Raw genomic sequence first — 16,241 nt, forward strand, 5'->3', positions numbered from 1 at the left:
TCCGCCAGGCGGTGTCGGCGGGATACCAGATCGAGGGACCGCAAGCAGGGCCGTCGTGCACTGCGGAAGCCGGATGCCATGGCCGAGCGTGCGCGGACACGGCCGCGTGTGCTGGTGTGGGTCGGGTGGGTTGCGTGGCTGCCTACGCTGGGTAAATGCCAACGGAGCTGGACGAGTTGGGGCGCACAGGCATCTGCTCGGGGGTGAGGCGTGGTGGCGGCTGGGGCGATCCAGGGCGACACGTTCGATCTGAAGGAACTGTTCGGGCAGGCCCGCTACCAGATCGAGTACTACCAGCGGGAGTACGCGTGGTCGGCGCAGGACGTCAGCACGCTGCTGGAGGACCTGTTTGAGGCCTTCGAGACGCTGCAGAGCCAGGGCCGTCTGCACAGCAGGGACGCGGAGGCGTTCTTCCTCGGCCCGTTCGTCTACGTCCAGCAGTCCCGCACCCAGCGGTTCCTGGTGGACGGCCAGCAACGCTTCACCACGCTGCATCTGCTGTTTCTGCACCTGTTCAGGGCCGCGGTCGGGTGGAGGCAGCGCGACGCGGTGAGCAAACTGGAACGGGTCATCACTGATTTCGGCCCCGGCAACCGCCTGATGTTCCGCCTCGACATCGACGAGCGCCAGGACGCGCTGGAGGCCCTCTACCGCGACCGGCTCTACGAACTCCCGCCGCAGGCCTCGCTGTCGGTGCGCAACCTGCACGAGCGCAGCCGGCAGATCGCCGATCTCCTGGAGGAGCGGCTGGAGGCGGAGCACTGCCCGCAGTTCGTGGACTGGCTGCTGTCGAAGGTCGTGCTGGTCGGCATCCGCGCACCCAGCCGCGACAGCGGATTCCGCATCTTCGAGTCGATGAACGACCGCGGGGCCCGCCTGACCCCGGTCGACCTGGTCAAGAGCTTCCTGCTCTCGAACGCCCGCAGGGACGAGGAGAAACTCAACGAACAGTGGCGCCGCATGCTCGCCGAACTCACCGGCGTCCGCGACGACACCGACGCCCCCCGCACCTTCCTCAAAGCCGCCCTCCTGGCCCGCTACGCCGACCTCGACGGGGACAGCGACACCGGTGACGGGCCGGAGATCGACGCCGCGCTGCACATCTGGGTACGCAAGCACCGCGAGCGCATCGGACTGCGCCACCCGGACGACTACTTCCGCTTCGTCGAGGACCTGCTGCGGCTGGCCGGCCACCACCGCACCTTCCTCGAGGCCTGCAAACGCCCCTATCCCGACCAGGGGCTGTCCGCGCTCTACTACAACGACACCAACGGCCTCAGCGGCCAGATGGCGATGATCCTGGCGGCGATCCAGCCGCACGACACGGACACCCCCGCCAAACAGAAAGCGGCCCTGGTCGCCAACTTCCTGGACCGGCTCTATGTCGAGCGCATCCTCAACGACGAACCCGTCCAGGCCAAGGACTTCCACCACGACATCCACCGCCTCATCCCCCGCCTGCGCCACTGCGCCACCACCGCGGACGTCGCCTCGGTTCTCTCGGCCGAACTGCCCGACACCTCCTTCCGGCAGGTCGTCACCTTCGGCATGCGCGGCAACACCAAGGCCCAGGTGCGCTACCTCCTGGCCCGCCTGACCGCCCACGTCGAAACCGGCCTGGGCAGAACCGACCTCAGCGCCGACTACCTCGGTGCCGAACGCCGCTGGCAGATCGAGCACCTCTACGCCAACCACCCCGAACGCCACGTCCCCCACGACGCCCCCGACGAGGCCACCTTCCGGGCCTGGCGCGCCCGCCTGGGCGTGCTGGTCCTGCTGCGCCGCAGCGACAACGCCAGCTACAACGACCTGCCCCTGGAGACCAAACGCCGCCACTACGCCCGCGAAAACGCCCTGGCCGCGATCCTCGCCCCCGACTACCGCAAGAACCACCCCGCCCTGCGGCGGTTCATCGCGGACAACGGCATCGAAGGCCACTTCCGTGAACTGGGCAGCGCCACGATGGGACAGGCCGTCGAAATCCGCGGCGAACTCTACCGCCGCCTGTGCCTGCGCATCTGGGACCCCCACCGTCTCGGCCTGCGCCCACCCCCCTTCCAGACACCCGCCGGCCCGCCACTCCCGGCCGCGCAGGCCGCCGCGGTACCCGTCCCGCGCCGCCGCCCGCTGCGCACCGACCTGGCCCGCATGATGCGCCAGGGCGTCCTGGCCCCCGGCATCCGGATCGAAGCCGACCACGCGGGCCGGCACCACACGGCCACCGTCGACGCCGACGGAGTCATCACCCTGCCCAGCGGCGACCGCTTCACCAGCGCGGACGAGGCCGGGAAAACCGTCTGCGGCACCCGCCGCTGCACCGGCATGACCTTCTGGCACATCACCACCGCCGACGGCCTGCGGCTGTCGCTGCGCGAGGTGCGCAACCGGGCCCAGCAGCAGGGGCGTCTCGGCGCGGCTCGAAACAGGTAGCCGACGGCGAAGCCCGCGCAGGCGTCTGCTGCTGCGCCGCACCCCGTCTTGTCAGTCGTCGGGTCTGCCGCACCGCGGCGTGGACTGCCGGGGTACCGTGCGCGCAGCGCTGCGGCGGCGTGTCTCAACACCCGGTTCCCGGCGTCGGGTTGAGCAGAGGGCTCTGGAGAGTCTCCCGCGGCTTATGGCGTCGGGCGGACGGCGGCGCGGCGCCGGTAGGCCTTCTGTCGGCACGAGGCCCGCAGTAGGAGGAATCCGCACGTCCAGCCGTAACGGGCTTGCCGCACGGCCGGCCCGATCCCCTGCCGCCGTGACGGATCCGCGTGAGGGATGTCCGACAGGCCCGGGAGCACGTCACTTCCGCAAGCAGTCTTTCCGTGCGCCGGACCACGACCAGACCGCAGCCGGCGCACGGCGTCGGCTCCAGGATCTCGCCGCGGCCGACCAGTTCCGTCCATCGCGCCGACGCCGACCGGCGGGCGGCGCCCGGGCGGGACAGGCCGGTGACCGGGTCGGGGCCTCCCGCGCCGTAGCAGCCGGCACAGATCGGGAAACGATCGCCGACGGTCGCCGCGAACACTTTCGGCAGTGCCTCACGGCTGCCCGAAGAAGCGGGCCCTGGCGGTGAAGAGGTCCAATTCCATACCCGCCAGGGCGCTCCCCGTCCACCCGCCCGCATAGGGGGCACGGTCCCGGCAGAGGGCTTAGGCATGCCCTCATGCCCAGCGAGAGCCGACAGTCACGCTGGTGGGAACCCCTTCCGCAACCAAGGCGACTCGCGCCTCGGGTACCCCGTGTCCCGTGCCACTGGATCTTGACCGTTTGCCATCGGACTTTGACGGACACGAGTTTGTGTCATCGGAGTTTGATCACCGCAGGTCAGCGACTCAGCGCACCGAGGTGCGCTGAGTCGCTGACCTGCATTTAGAAGCCGTATCTCAACCGATCATGGAACGTGCGGTTCGAACAGGTTTCCCGCCGGGGTGATCTTCCCGTTGTACGCGCATGAAGACAGGGCCTCTCGGTAGCTCGGGGATGCGAATCTGACCGAGCAGTGCCGGGAGGCCCTGGTGTCCTTGTTGTACGTGTCCGAGCCGGTCCAGCTCAACTCGGCTGCTCCATCGTGTGATTGCCTCGCGCATGCGTACGGCAACGCGGCCGACCATCCTGACCGGGTGCGCAGGTATCCGTCGGACATGATGGACGCGGAGTGGGCTGCCGTGCGGCCGTTGCTGCGGGTGCCGGCCTGGCTGAACGCCCCGAGAGCTACTGCCACCGTCAACTGCTGGACGCGATCCGTTACCTGGTCTCGGGCGGGATCTCCTGGCGGGCGATGCCTGCGGACTTCCCCGATTGGGGCCGCGTCTACGCCTTCTTCCGCCGCTGGCGCGAGCACGGGCTGATCACCGAGTTCCATGACCGGCTACGCGGGAAGGTCCGTGAACGCGAAGGCCACGAGGCCGAGCCCACCGCGGGGATCATCGACGCCCAGTCGGTGCGGGCCGCCGCGACAGTGCCAGCCGCCTCACGCGGCTACGACGGCGGAAAGAAGGTGCCGGGCCGCAAACGGCACATCGCGACCGACACGCTGGGCCTGCTCCTGGTCGTCGCGGTCACCGCCGCGAACATCGGCGACCGGGACGCCGCTGTCGGCCTGCTGAGGCGGATGCGCCGCCTGCACCGCGACATCACCCTCGTCTGGGCCGACGGCGGCTACACCGGCTCCCTCGTCGACTGGTGCCGGGACAAACTCGCCCTGACCTTGGAGATCGTCAAGCGCACCGACGACATGGAGGGTTTCGTGGTGCTGCCGAGACGGTGGGTGGCAGAGCGAACGTTCGCGTGGCTGATGAACTCCCGCCGTCTGACGAGGGATTACGAAACTCTGCCCGCTACCAGCGAGGCGACGATCCGGTGGTCGATGATCACGCGGATGAGCCGGCGTCTGGCACGGCCACGGGCCGCCGCCGGCACTGATGGGTAGCCGCGTGGTCACACCGGAGCACGTGGTGGATAGCTTCGCGGCCTTCGCAACGCTGCTCGGCGCGGCGGCCGGGTGAGGCGTTACGTCAGGCGGCGTGCGAATTGTGCTGGTGTCGCGTGGTATTGCTTCTTGAACGCGCGGATGAAGTGGCTGCTGTCGGTGAAGTGCCAACGCGCGGCCGCCTCGGAGACGGTGAGCCGTGACCCGGAGGCGGTGAGTGCCTCGGCCGCTTCCTCCAGACGTCGGCGGCGTATGTAGGCGCTGAATGACTCGTCCACACTCGCGAAGGATCGCTGCAGGGTCCGGACGGAGACGTGCAGTTGCGCGGCGACCGCGGCCGGCGACAACTCGGCGTCGGTGAGCCGGGCATCTGCCAGGTCCTTGGCCGCCTGCGCCAGCGCAGGGGTGAAGGCTGGCTCGCGGTCGTCGAAGTGGTCGAGGACCAGCCCTTTGGCGAGTTCGAGCAGGGCGTTGCGGGACGCGTGCGCCCCCGCCGGGCCGAGGCCGCTCACGGTCCGCTGCACCATGCTGGTGTGCGCCGTGAGGATCTGCGCTGCGGGCGACGTGGCCTGACCGGTGCGCGGTTTCCCGGCGACCAGGTACCGCAGGGCGTCGCCGGGAAAGATGAAGATGCGGGTGCCGATCACGGGCGTGGTGTGGAAGTGGTTCTCCGTCACGACGTGGTGCATGAAGTAGGTGTCGGCCGAGACGTACGCGTCACCGCCCTGATCGTGCGGGTCCTGCAGGGCCACCGCGCCGCGCAGCCCGACGTACAGCCTGACCTGATCGTGCTCGTACGTTCCGACCGCCCGGGTGCTCACGGGTGAGGATGCCCAGAGCTCGTTGACGGCGGTGTCTTCCAGCGTCACCGAGCGCATCGTGCCCTGGAAGCCGTCGACCGTGGAAGCGCTGAATTCCGGCAGCGGGTACAGGTCTCCCATACGGTCGTTCCAGGTGTCGATGAACGGCTCCCACGTGCCCCGGCCGGTGCCGGTGGAGTCGGCGTCGACGTTGAACGTGCCCACCCTGGTGGCCGGGCCAGGTAAACGCGGCCTGCCCGTCATGTGCCCTCCGCCCCGATGAGGATGTCGCCGGAATCCCATTCCGTGTCGCGAAGGTACACCCGTTCCACGCACGCCTGTTCCTACGCTTGGTGGCGATTCAACCTCCACGACGATCTACCGCCTGCCGACCGCGCCCGGCGTCGCAGCCACCGTGCTTTGCGTCCTGACCTCGCGCACGGCGCAGGGGCGACCGCGACCTCGCGGGCGAAAGTGAGAAGAACTATGAAGGCAGTGCGCTTCCACCAGTACGGCGACCCCGACGTCCTGCGCTACGAGGATGTGGAACAGCCGGATCCAGGCGCCGGGCAGGTGCGGGTCCGTGTCGCAGCGACGTCGTTCAACCCCGTCGACGCCAACATCCGCGCCGGGTTCATGCAGGGGCCGATCCCCGTGACGCTGCCGCACACACCCGGCATCGACGTCGCCGGCACCGTCGACGCGCTCGGCGAGGGCGTGACCGGCATCCAGGCCGGGGAGCAGGTCATCGGCTTCCTGCCGATGGCGGGACCCGGCGCCGCCGCGGAGTACGTCCTGGTACCGGTTGAGGCCCTGACGCCGGCGCCCAAGAGCGTTGCGCTGGCCGACGCGGCCGCGCTGCCGCTGGTGGGCCTGACCGCGTGGCAGGCGCTGTTCGATCACGCCAAGCTGACCGCCGGGCAGCGCGTACTGGTCAACGGTGCGGGCGGCGCGGTCGGCGGCTACGCCGTGCAGTTGGCCAAGCAGGCCGGCGCCCACGTGATCGCCACGGCCGGTCCGCGCAGCAGTCGGCGCGTCACGGCCGCGGGTGCGGACGAGGTCATCGACCACACGACCGCCGACGTCGTCGCGGCGGTAAGCCAGCCGGTCGACGTCCTGCTCAACCTTGCGCCGGTCGAACCGGCACAGATGGATGCGCTCCTCGGTCTGATCCGGCCCGGCGGTGTCCTGGTGAACACCACCGTGTGGATGCCCGCGCCCAGCGACGAGGAACGCGGCGTACGCGGCATCGACCTGTTCGTCCGCAGCGACGCGGAGCAGCTGTCGCACCTGGTGAAGCTGATCGACGGCGGCGAGCTGCGCGTCGAGGTCGCCCGGCGGGTGCCGCTGGCCGAGCTGCCGGCCCTGCACGCCGACGCTGCCGCGGGCGTACTGCCCAGCGGCAAGGTCGTCGTCACGCCCGGCGCCTGACACGTCCACCTGACTGAGCTGTGAAGGAAACCACCACGATGATCCCCGACGACGATCCGTCGCGCTCGCTGACCGTGGCGAACCCTGACGACCCCGACACGACGTACATCTCACTGGTGGGCAACACCTACGGCATGCTGATCACCGGCGAGCAGACCGACGGCCGATACTGCCTGATCGACATGCGCATCCCCAACGGCGGCGGCCCGCCGCCGCACCGGCACGACTTCGAGGAGATGTTCACGATCCTCGAGGGCGAGATCGAGTTCACCTTCCGCGGCGAAAAACACACCGTACGAGCCGGGTCCACGATCAACATCCCGGCCAACGCGCCGCACAGCTTCCGCAACGCATCGGGTGCGTCGGCCCGCATGCTGTGCATGTGCACCCCCGCCGGCCAGGACGAGTACTTCACACGCATCGGTGACGTCGTCGTCGGCAAAGACGCACCGCCCCCGCAGCTGTCGGACAACGAACTCGCCGAACGGCGTCACCGGGCGGCCGAGTTGGCGTCGGCCTACCGGAGCGAGTTCCTGTAGCTCGCAGGCCCGGCAAGCCCGGCACCGTTCTGCCGTGGGCAAACTCGCCCTGACCTTGGAGATCGTCAAGTGCACCGACGACATGACAGGGTTCGTGGTGCTCCCCAGACGCCGGGTGGCAGAGCACACGTTCGCATGGTTGATGAACTCCCGCCGTCTGGCCCGGGACTACGAGACGGTGCTGGCCAGCAGCGAGGCGGTGATCCGGTGGTCGATGGTCACGTGGATGAGCCGGCGTCTGGCACGGCCACGGGCCGCCGGCCGGCACTGAACATCCCCGACGCCTCCAGGAGGAGCCACCCGCGCTCCGCCAGGCGCCTGGCCTTCGAACGCACCCCCTCGACCTTCGCCGGCGTCGTCCCAAGGTCCAACTCCGCCGCGATCTCCTTGGCCTTCACCGGTCCCTCGCCCGCGGACCGCCGCTTCTCCAACACGCCCAGAATCCGCTGGTAGTCGGGCGCGAGTACGGTCACCGGCAGCCCGTCCCGCCAGGACGGCACCACCGATCCTGGCACCGGTGAGGGCACCGCTTCCTGCTCCGCCCCGGTCACGGCAGTCGTCCCGGCGGCGGACAAGGCCAGGGCTTCGACCAGTTCCTCCCGCCGCGATCACCCGCCGATCTAGCTCGATCTCCGCGGCCTCCAACACCTCAGCCAACCGCGCGGCTTCCTCCCGCAGGCCCTCCACCCGTACCCGGGCAGCCGCCTCCCGCTCCTCCAGCATTCCCAGCACCGACGCCACCGCGCACTCCTCGGTCATGAAGCAGATACAAGACGTCCGCCGCATGCCTCCCTCACCCCGAGTAAAACCATGCCTGACCAGTAGAAATCAACGGATCAGGTTCGGTTGAGATACAGCTTCTTATGTGCAGCACTTCGTAAACGTCTAGGTCAGAGCGTTGCGATCGTCGTGCAGGCTGCTCGTTTTGTGGGGACGGGGCGTCAGGAAGGCTTGACCGCCGAGACCGGGGTGACGGTCACCTTGTTGTCGCACTCGGCCCACCACCCGTCGTTCAGGGCGACCTGGTGCTTCCCGGAGTGCGGCAGCCCGATGACCATCGTCGGATACGCCTTCGGGGTCTTGCCCGACACGCAGTAGCCGTCGCCCTCCCCCTGGACCTGGACGAAGGTCAGCTTCACCCACGCCTTGTGGTGCGGCCGGACCGTCACGGTGGCCGCCCTGCCGGTGGGGGTGACCGTGAGCGGGGTGTTGTGGGTGGGGGAGCCGTTGCCGGCGCCCGCGACCGTCGTCGGATGGCCCTTCAGGACGCACGTCTTCCGGGAGACGTTGGTGAACTGCACGACCGCCGCCCCGGTCCCGGTCCCGACGGGCGGGTGGGCGGCCTGCCAGGCGCTGACCTGGAGGGCGGAGGCCGGGCAGGCGGGCGGCGGGGTGGAGGTGGTGGTGCTCGCAGCCATGGCGGTGCCGGGCAGGATGCCGGTCACCGCCGCCGCGAGGGCCGTGACCGCCGTCGTCGCCAGAGCCGCCCTGCGAATGCCGTTGCTGTGCCGCATGCTGTGGTCCCCCTGAGTCGTCTCGTCCGCGGGTTTCGGTCGTCGGTTGGTGCCCCGCGGTACGAGTGGTCGTGGTACGTGAGTGCAGATGGGACGGGAGAGCGGCAGGGTTCCGTGCGGCGACTGCTTGTGACGGAACGGTGACGACAGGCTGCACCCGTGCAGACGGCCGTCAAGGCAGACCGAAGCACCTCCAGCGCGCCATGAGTTTTACCACACCCCCGGCGCGCACCGAAGGTTCAGCTGAGTCGCTGACCTGCGGTGATTAAACTCCGATGACACAAACTCGCGTCCGTCAACGTCCGATGGCAAACGGTCAGGATCCAGTGGCACGAGACACCCCGTTCGCACCGTGCGCCAGCCGGTACCCGCACGGCAGGCAACCGGCACGCGCAGCCGTAACGACCTTGGCGTCGGTGCCCCGTGGCAGGCACCTATCTCGCCCACGGCCTTGCCCCGACAGGCTGGGGCGGTCGGCGGCGGAGTCTGTCACGGATCCTGCAGAGCGATCGCGAAGCATCGCCAGGGCGTTCGATTGCGGTTGGCCACCCTCCGTGAGACCGCGTACGCCGTGCCGTCGAGCAGCGGATGTTGACGCTCCGTCATCGCCGCTGCGCTCACGCCTGTGGTGGGGCAATGCCCCGATGGAATATTTGACGTGATGATTGCGTCAATGCGTCATGGGGTGATGCTCTTCCCTGCGCCGGATCTCACCGAGGCGGACCGTGAGGTCCTCGACCAGATCGACCGGATGCGTGCGGCGCTGCGGCACGACGTGCGCACTCCCACGAAGTGGACGGCCGGCCTGCGCAAGTTCCTCACCGCGGACGCGGTGGCGGCCTCGAATTCCATCGAGGGTTTCAAGGTGGCCACCGTGGACGTCGAGGACCTCCTGGAGGGCGAGAGCGAGGTCGACGTCTCGGAGGAGAACCGGGAGGAGACCCTTGCCTGCCAGCGGATGATGACCTACATCCAGACCCTCCACGACGTGGAGGACTTCTCCTACAGCAAGGGTCTGCTCAACGGTCTTCACTGGATGCTGCAGGGGCACCGGCACAGTGCCCGCCGGCCTGCGGGCCAGTGGCGCAAGGGGCCGGTCTACGTCACCGACGCCCGCGATCCGAGCATCGCCGCCTACACCGCCCCCGACGCCCCGCTCGTAGCCGCTCTGATGCAGGAACTCATCGACTGGCTCAACGAAAGCGACGGCACACACGCCCTGGTGCGGGCCGCGATGGCCCACCTGCATCTGGTCGCCATCCACCCCTGGGCCGACGGCAACGGCCGCATGTCCCGCTCCCTGCAAACCCTCATGATCGCCAGGGAAGGAGTTCTCGCGCCCGAGTTCTCCTCCATCGAGAGCTGGCTGGGACGGCCGGGCAACACCTGGGAGTACTACCGCGAACTGAACGACCGGGGCAGCCACTATCGACCCGATCAGGACGTTTCCGGCTGGATCAGATCCAACCTCACCGCCTACCACCAGCAGGCCCAGACCGTCCAGGGCCGCCTCGCCCGCTCGGGCCGCGTCTGGAGCCGTCTCGCCGCCTTCGCCGCCGGCCGGAGTCTGGACGAGCGCACCGTCACCGCCCGGCCATGACGTGGCCATGGCCGGACGCGTACGCCGCTCCCGCTACCAGAATGGCGAAGCTCTCAGCCTTCAGCAGGCCCAGCGCGATCTGCGTGACCTCACGGCCGCAGGCATCCTTGAGCCTGTCGGCCGCACCCGTGCCCGCTACTACACCGCGGGCCGCGCATTCCCGCAGGACGCCCTCGACACCGCGCGGACCCCCATGACCCTGACGCGCCCCTACCGCGACTGACCCCTTTTGTGCGAGGAAGGCGCCGCAGGCGCCCTGGCTGTTGCAGAAGCACCAGCCGCCTGCGCTGCTTTGGAGCCGGCCACAGTCGTTGCTGTCCATGTGGTCGCCGAAGCGGCCGACGAAGGTGTGCCGTCCCGATGTTGATGAAGGCGTGGCCCTGCTTGGCTCAGGCCGTCGCCCGCAAGGCGGGCGTCTCCCGCGCTTTCCCCCACGAAGGCCTCGAGGTCAGGGGACCGGCCTGGCTGGGCTCGGGCCGGCCCGCCATTGCCACGGATCGGGTCAGCCGCCATCAGTGGCTCGGTCCGGTCTCGCACCACGTCAGTGATCACCAGCGGGACCGCTCCGTCCGGTCAGCCGGTCAAGGAGGCACGCCCCCGGGCGTTCCCGTGGCAACCCGGCTTTGTCCGTGGGCAGTCGGACCGCGGCAGACCTCGCCTGCTGGGCACCGCTGCCCGGCGGATCAGCCCCGGGCGGGCGGAGGACAGCGGTGTGGGTCGAGTGGGTTGCGTGGCTGCCTACGCTGGGTAAATGCCAACGGAGCTGGACGAGTTGGGGCGCACAGGCATCTGCTCGGGGGTGAGGCGTGGCGGCGGCTGGGGCGATCCAGGGCGACACGTTCGATCTGAAGGAGCTGTTCGGGCAGGCCCGCTACCAGATCGAGTACTACCAGCGGGAGTACTCGTGGTCGGCGCAGGACGTCAGCACGCTGCTGGAGGATCTCTTCGAGGCCTTCGAGACGCTGCAGTGGAAGGGGAAGGTGCCCTCGCCGCGCCCGAGTTGACGCGCGCTGCGACCGGGACCGCTGGATGCCGACGAGAAGCCGCTCCCGGTGAGCAGACCACGCGCCTGCCCGATCTGTCCGGGCGCGTGGCTGCATCAACTACGCTGTCACTGATCGCGTGGCCCGTGTCCGTGTTCCGGGAGCAAGGCCCCTTGACCACCTTCGAAGGCGCCTGGAGGCAGCCGTGACCGCCGGACTTCCTGACTGGATGATCCCACCCAGGCCCAGTGGCTGGGAGGCGGAGGACCTTGACCATCTTCCTCAGGCGCCGCGGCACACCGAACTCATCGACGGAGCATTGATCTTCATGATGTCGCCGCAGCGGTCCTGGCACTCCCGGCTTGTGGAGAGTCTCACGTTCGGCTTGCGGCAGGCAGCTCCCGCGGGCTTCGAAGCGGAGCGGGAGATGACGGTCCGCCTGGACAGGAAGAGCCGGCCCGAGCCCGACATCCTTGTCTCCACCGCCGCATATGACCCTGACCGCACCTGGTACGCGCCCGAGGATGTCGCTCTGGTCGTCGAGGTCGTCTCGGAGGAGTCGGCGGACCGTGACCGGTCTCTGAAACCCTTCAAGTATGGCCAGGCCAAGATCGCCCACTTCTGGCGTATCGAGGACGAGGGGGGCGCCCCCACTGTCCACACCTACGAACTCGACGCTATGACCAGTACCTATGTGCCCACAGGCATCCACAGAGGCCGGCTGAAGGTGTCCGTGCCCTTCCCCCTGGATATCGATCTCGACGCCCTCGTACCGTGACCGAGGAGTGGGACTTGCGCCGATTGTGCCCCTGACGTGGTGGGCGCTGTCGCACCTGGACGCCATCTCACATGGCAGAGTCTGTGGGGTCTTCCGGCCCTGCCTCCGAGAAGGTTCCGTTCTTCGGCCAGCAGCTGTCGGAGGGGCCCGGAAGCGCGTGAGACCGACTGGAAGTCGTGCTGCGGACGCGGCTCAAGCAGGTCGGCGGTGCTCCATCGCCGGGACACGCCGCGAATACGTCGATCAGGTCGCGGGGTGCACCGCGGTCGCCGAGGGCACGGACTTTGGCTCCGATCACGTCTTCCTCCGCGAGGACGGGCCCGTAGGGGCTCTGGGCGATGGGGCGCCAGAAGATCTCTTTGAGGATGTCGACCTCGCAGTCCTGCCCGGTGACCGGGTCGGTCACGGTGAGGCGGGCGGACAGCGCGCCCGCACGGATGGGTGCTGATTTTCTGCGCCGTGCCGGGATCGGGGGGACGGTGGCGGTGTTTGTAGGGCTGGCCAGACGCTGACAGAGCCTGTCCACCCCAGACCTGTGCGGTGTGGCCAGCGTGCATCATGCGGCGGTGACCGGCGGGTCTTCGCCGAGCCGGACAGAGCGTTCGCCGGTGTAGGCGTCGTACTCGGCGCTGTTGAGGAATCGCACCGGCATGCGGGTGCGAACCGGCGCAACGCCGTCGGCTGCCAGCGTTACGACGAGCGCGGCGTTGCCGGGGTCGAACTCGGTCAAGTCGGTGAAGTCGAGGGCCGGCAGCGTGCGTGACCACTTGCCGTGGACGATGCTGTCCGTACCGCCCTCCCATTGGAGCGAGCGGATCCCCAGCATATGGACCCGCTCATCCTGCCATCCGGACTGTTGGCCGATGCCGTTGAGTCCTTCGAGTTCAATGCGCACGCCCGGGTTCTTGGCCGCGTAGAGGCTGGTGTTGCTGAGCGTGACGGTCGCCGATACCTGCTTGAAGGCCTCGATTTGTCGGTGCTGGTCGGGTGTCCCGGCGTCGCCCGCCAAGAAGACGGGCTCGTTCGGGAAGCTGAAGTTGAACGTGATCTCGATGTCGAGGTCAGGGCGTCCGCTGGCGTCGCGATAGGCGAGGAGGGCGACAACGCCGGCGACTGCGACGAGGAGCCAGGAGGCTGCGGCAATCACGGTGTTGACGGTGGCTACTCGGTCCTCTGTGTGCAGACCCAGCTTCCAATCCCAGATGCCCATGCCGATCAAGCAGGCTGGACCAGCCCCGAGAACGATGACGGTGACGACTGTGACCCACGCGCGGGAGTCTCGAAGGTGCTTCACGAGCGGCAGCGTAGGGATACGAACCCGAACGGGTCATCACAGACCGGCAACATCCGCCCGCGGTCCGTGCACGGCTGCCACTGTTGCCGCACGCAACTCCGCACCACCAAGGGGGGCATCGTGCGCCGCACCATCCTGCCCATTACTGCCATCCTGCTGACCGCCGCCTGCGGAAGCGGCGGCGGCCACACCGCCTCGGCGTCTTCGCCCAGCTCGCGTCAGCCGGTCGCGAAGCGCAGCCATGCCACGGCCGCGCCCCGAAAGAGCAGCTCCAGCGCCGCGAAGCCCACGCCGAAGACGTCCCATTCGTCGAAGGGCTGCAACCTCTCACCCACGCGCGACGTCATCCTCTGGTACAAGACGCCAGGGCTGCCCAACAGTGCCCAGGTTGTTGGGAACTACGACCTGGTGAACTGCGAAACCACGTTCAGGTCGTTGCCGCGCTCGTCGCCAACGCAGGCCGGGTATTGCACCGAAGCGGCGTGGGCGAGCGACAACCCGGGTTACAACGCCGACGCCACCCCAGCGAAGCGACTGAAGAAGGTACAGGTGGCCGTCGGGCCCGCCTGCTGAAGCAGGCGGGCCCTGGGACACAGGACCCGATCTGCGAGGACAGCCCGCTACTTGGGCACAGTGACTCCGTTGACCGTCTGGCCGGGGGCCGGGGGCGGGAGTTTCCGCATGCCGGGCATCTTGCCGGCACCTGCGTTCCAGCCCACTCGGAACGTGGCCTCCCGCAGAAGTGCCACTTCGTCCGCCAACGCCTCCATCTGCTCGACCGTAACGGCGGAGGTGCGGTAGCCGAGGTTCTTCTTCACGGGGTTCATCGCTTCGATGCCAACGCCGGATTCGGCCTGTGCGTAGAGCGCGTGCACGATGGTGTTGCGTCGGTCGCGGAACTTCTCCGCACGAGTGAGGCAGGCCTCGATCTCTGCGGCATCCTCCGGGGTGACGCGTCCTACCTTGAGGGCCAGCTTGCAGAATTCGATGAGCTGGCTGGTGTTGGCCGCGTTCGCGTACATGAGCAGCGTCGGCTCGTGCGCGATCGCTCCGAGCAGATGGCGCAGGGCGAAGTCGAGTTGCCCACCAGCAAGGGTCACGCGTCCGACAGCTTCCAAGAAGGGGTCCCGCTCCCGGGGAACGGCGTCAGTGGTCATGGCCGGGATGGTACGGCGGCAGGTCGGGACGCTGCGGCAGGTCTAGGTGAGTGCTCACTCGGCGGTTCTGCACCGGCCCGAGCCCGCGGGAACGGGCCTGGGCCTGACCGTTGCCTCCGGCCAGGCCCGGCCGCTCGGTACCCGCCTGACCTTCCGTAACCATCCCGACGGGGGTGCGGAGGCGCCCCTGCGCCTCACCGGGGGCGGCCCCCGCTGACGGGGATGCCGAGTGCAACGCCGTCCCGGATGACAGAGGTCTTCTCCGGTGGCCGCCAAGGGCGGGGAACGCGACCGTTTGAGACCACCTGAAAGCTCGGTGGATTTCCCGGCGTGGGCGTAGTGCCGGCGTCGGGGCAAGGGCTTTCTCGGGGGCGAGTCTGGGGTGTGGGATTCGTCTGCGTTGTTGGCAAGGTCTGCGAGGATGAGGAGGGCGGCCGACCCCACTAACGCTGGGGTCGGCCGCCGTTTTTCGTCTCCGGCCATTTCAGGTCAGGGCCGGTGGGTGTTCAGGCCAGGTGGTCGAAGGCGCCTGCCTTCGCTCCGGCCAGGAGTGCCCCGATCTCGCCCCGGGTGTAGAGGAGGGGGGTCTGCTCGGGCCGCTTGGAGTCGCGTACGGCGACCAGGTCGCCGATCACGCCGAATTCCACGCAGTTGTCGTTGCCCCCGCTGAACGGGCTCTTCTCCCAGGTGACGGTGGAGAAGTCCAGCTCGGCGGGGTCGGGCTTGGCGTTGCTCACTTACAGCTCCTTGAGCATGTTCTTGATGCGGCTGCGGGTCTCGGGCGGACCGAGGGCCGTGGCCCGCAGATGATCGAAGACCTCGGTGTAGCGCCCCACATCGTCAGATCCCTCGAAGTACACCGAGTTGGTCAGATTCTCCACCCAGACCACATCGGGATTGGGCTCGGGGAAGCCCATGAGCATGAACGACCCGTACAGGCCGGGGTGGAATCCGGCGTCGAACGGTAGGAGCTGCAGCGTGATGTTCGTGCGGGGCTCGATGTCCAGCAGTTGTTCCAGCTGTTCCTTGAGTACGGCGGGTTTCGACTCGATGCGGCGGAAGGCGGCCTCGTCGATGACCGCCCAGAGTTTCGGCGGCGGGGCGTCCTCGCGGGAGAGGATGTCCTGGCGGTTCATCCGGACGTCCACCAGGGCCTGTACCTGTTTGGCGTCCAGGTCGACGCGCATCGCGGTGATGACCTGGCGGGCGTACTCGGGCGTCTGCAGGAGTCCGGGAATCAGTTGCGGTTCGTAGGAGCGCAGGAGTGTCGCGCTCTGCTCCAGTTCGAGGTAGCCGCCGTACTGCGTGGTGTTGATGACCGCGGAGTACTTGCGCCACCACTTCTTGCGCTGGGCCTGATCGGCGCGGACCAGGTCCAGGATGTCCTCCCGGACGGCGGGGTCCGTGACGCCGTAGCAGTCGAGCATCGCTTTGACCAGGATTGGGGTGGTGCCGCGGTCGCCGTTCATGATGCGGCTGAGCGAGCCCTGGTTGACCTCGATGATCGCTCCGACCTCGGCCAGCGTTTTGCCGGACTGGTCGTGCAACTCCTTGAGCTGGGCTGACAGTTGGCGGCGGTACACGGACTTGGGGGCGGGGTTCCTCTTCCAGGCCATGGCGACAGTGTGGCGCTTGCCTGCGGCATGAACAACCAGTCTGAGGAATGTTGATTGGGCATGTTGCCCAATTGAGTTGCTGAGGGGCATGCTGTCTATCGAGCGCGGGGTGTGA

The 16,241-nt window shown here is 68.4% G+C and carries 15 protein-coding genes and 2 pseudogenes; 9 read left to right on the plus strand and 8 right to left on the minus strand.

The window, feature by feature from the left end; translation table 11 throughout:
- The first annotated feature begins 210 nt into the window (after positions 1–210).
- A complete protein-coding gene (locus tag SSP08S_RS47150) occupies positions 211–2,430 on the plus strand; it encodes a GmrSD restriction endonuclease domain-containing protein (RefSeq protein ID WP_078532787.1) in 2,220 nt (739 codons plus the stop codon).
- 1,210 nt (positions 2,431–3,640) lie between these two features.
- Positions 3,641–4,414, plus strand: a complete 774-nt coding sequence (locus tag SSP08S_RS57420) for an IS5 family transposase (RefSeq protein WP_245608102.1) — start codon at positions 3,641–3,643, stop codon at positions 4,412–4,414.
- Positions 4,415–4,494: 80 nt separating this feature from the next.
- Here the strand turns inward: SSP08S_RS57420 and SSP08S_RS47160 are convergent, their stop codons facing one another.
- Positions 4,495–5,478, minus strand: coding sequence for a helix-turn-helix domain-containing protein (locus SSP08S_RS47160; RefSeq protein ID WP_245608103.1), 984 nt, complete (start codon positions 5,476–5,478; stop codon positions 4,495–4,497).
- Positions 5,479–5,700: 222 nt separating this feature from the next.
- On the opposite strand from SSP08S_RS47160, the gene SSP08S_RS47165 reads away from it, so the two are divergent.
- Both SSP08S_RS47165 and SSP08S_RS47170 read left to right on the plus strand, forming a co-directional pair.
- Positions 5,701–6,645, plus strand: coding sequence for an NADP-dependent oxidoreductase (locus tag SSP08S_RS47165; RefSeq protein WP_019074645.1), 945 nt, complete (start codon positions 5,701–5,703; stop codon positions 6,643–6,645).
- 38 nt (positions 6,646–6,683) lie between these two features.
- Positions 6,684–7,184 (plus strand): cupin domain-containing protein, encoded by a 501-nt coding sequence (locus tag SSP08S_RS47170; RefSeq protein ID WP_019074646.1) that lies wholly within the window; start codon positions 6,684–6,686, stop codon positions 7,182–7,184.
- Between the two features lie 218 nt (positions 7,185–7,402).
- Here the strand turns inward: SSP08S_RS47170 and SSP08S_RS57425 are convergent.
- Together SSP08S_RS57425 and SSP08S_RS47185 are read right to left on the minus strand one after the other, a co-directional pair.
- Positions 7,403–7,943, minus strand: a pseudogene (locus SSP08S_RS57425) (hypothetical protein).
- A gap of 182 nt (positions 7,944–8,125) precedes the next feature.
- Positions 8,126–8,698, minus strand: a complete 573-nt coding sequence (locus SSP08S_RS47185) for a DUF4232 domain-containing protein (protein WP_019074648.1) — start codon at positions 8,696–8,698, stop codon at positions 8,126–8,128.
- Between the two features lie 673 nt (positions 8,699–9,371).
- Between SSP08S_RS47185 and SSP08S_RS57430 the strand changes: the two genes are divergently transcribed.
- The 4 genes from SSP08S_RS57430 (at position 9,372) to SSP08S_RS47200 (ending at position 12,059) form a co-directional block, all read left to right on the plus strand.
- Positions 9,372–10,298, plus strand: a complete 927-nt coding sequence (locus SSP08S_RS57430; RefSeq protein WP_369407118.1) for a Fic family protein — start codon at positions 9,372–9,374, stop codon at positions 10,296–10,298.
- Positions 10,299–10,305: 7 nt separating this feature from the next.
- Entirely contained in the window at positions 10,306–10,521 is a 216-nt protein-coding gene (locus tag SSP08S_RS64670) for a hypothetical protein (protein WP_369407119.1), read from the plus strand.
- A 583-nt stretch (positions 10,522–11,104) separates the two neighbouring features.
- Positions 11,105–11,302: a DUF262 domain-containing protein gene (locus tag SSP08S_RS47195; protein ID WP_019074649.1), complete on the plus strand. Its 198-nt coding sequence runs from the start codon at positions 11,105–11,107 to the stop codon at positions 11,300–11,302.
- Positions 11,303–11,510: 208 nt separating this feature from the next.
- On the plus strand, positions 11,511–12,059 hold the full coding sequence (locus tag SSP08S_RS47200) for a Uma2 family endonuclease (RefSeq protein WP_043260325.1): 549 nt from the start codon (positions 11,511–11,513) through the stop codon (positions 12,057–12,059).
- Positions 12,060–12,235: 176 nt separating this feature from the next.
- On the opposite strand, the pseudogene SSP08S_RS63945 reads toward SSP08S_RS47200, so the two are convergent.
- A pseudogene (locus tag SSP08S_RS63945) lies at positions 12,236–12,486 on the minus strand (hypothetical protein); the annotation flags it as partial.
- A 129-nt stretch (positions 12,487–12,615) separates the two neighbouring features.
- A complete protein-coding gene (locus SSP08S_RS47210; RefSeq protein ID WP_158697316.1) occupies positions 12,616–13,353 on the minus strand; it encodes a hypothetical protein in 738 nt (245 codons plus the stop codon).
- 120 nt (positions 13,354–13,473) lie between these two features.
- On the opposite strand from SSP08S_RS47210, the gene SSP08S_RS62215 reads away from it, so the two are divergent.
- A complete protein-coding gene (locus tag SSP08S_RS62215) occupies positions 13,474–13,926 on the plus strand; it encodes a hypothetical protein (protein ID WP_158697317.1) in 453 nt (150 codons plus the stop codon).
- A gap of 47 nt (positions 13,927–13,973) precedes the next feature.
- On the opposite strand, the gene SSP08S_RS47225 is transcribed toward SSP08S_RS62215, so the two are convergent.
- From SSP08S_RS47225 to SSP08S_RS47235, 3 genes are all read right to left on the minus strand, one after another.
- Positions 13,974–14,510, minus strand: coding sequence for a hypothetical protein (locus SSP08S_RS47225; protein WP_245608104.1), 537 nt, complete (start codon positions 14,508–14,510; stop codon positions 13,974–13,976).
- Positions 14,511–15,016: 506 nt separating this feature from the next.
- Positions 15,017–15,247, minus strand: coding sequence for a DUF397 domain-containing protein (locus SSP08S_RS47230; protein ID WP_019074656.1), 231 nt, complete (start codon positions 15,245–15,247; stop codon positions 15,017–15,019).
- Positions 15,248–16,126 (minus strand): helix-turn-helix domain-containing protein, encoded by an 879-nt coding sequence (locus tag SSP08S_RS47235; protein ID WP_026179436.1) that lies wholly within the window; start codon positions 16,124–16,126, stop codon positions 15,248–15,250. It lies immediately after the preceding gene.
- Positions 16,127–16,241 lie beyond the last annotated feature (115 nt).

The sequence above is a fragment of the Streptomyces hokutonensis genome (genome assembly GCF_000376565.1).
GTDB lineage: Bacteria > Actinomycetota > Actinomycetes > Streptomycetales > Streptomycetaceae > Streptomyces > Streptomyces hokutonensis.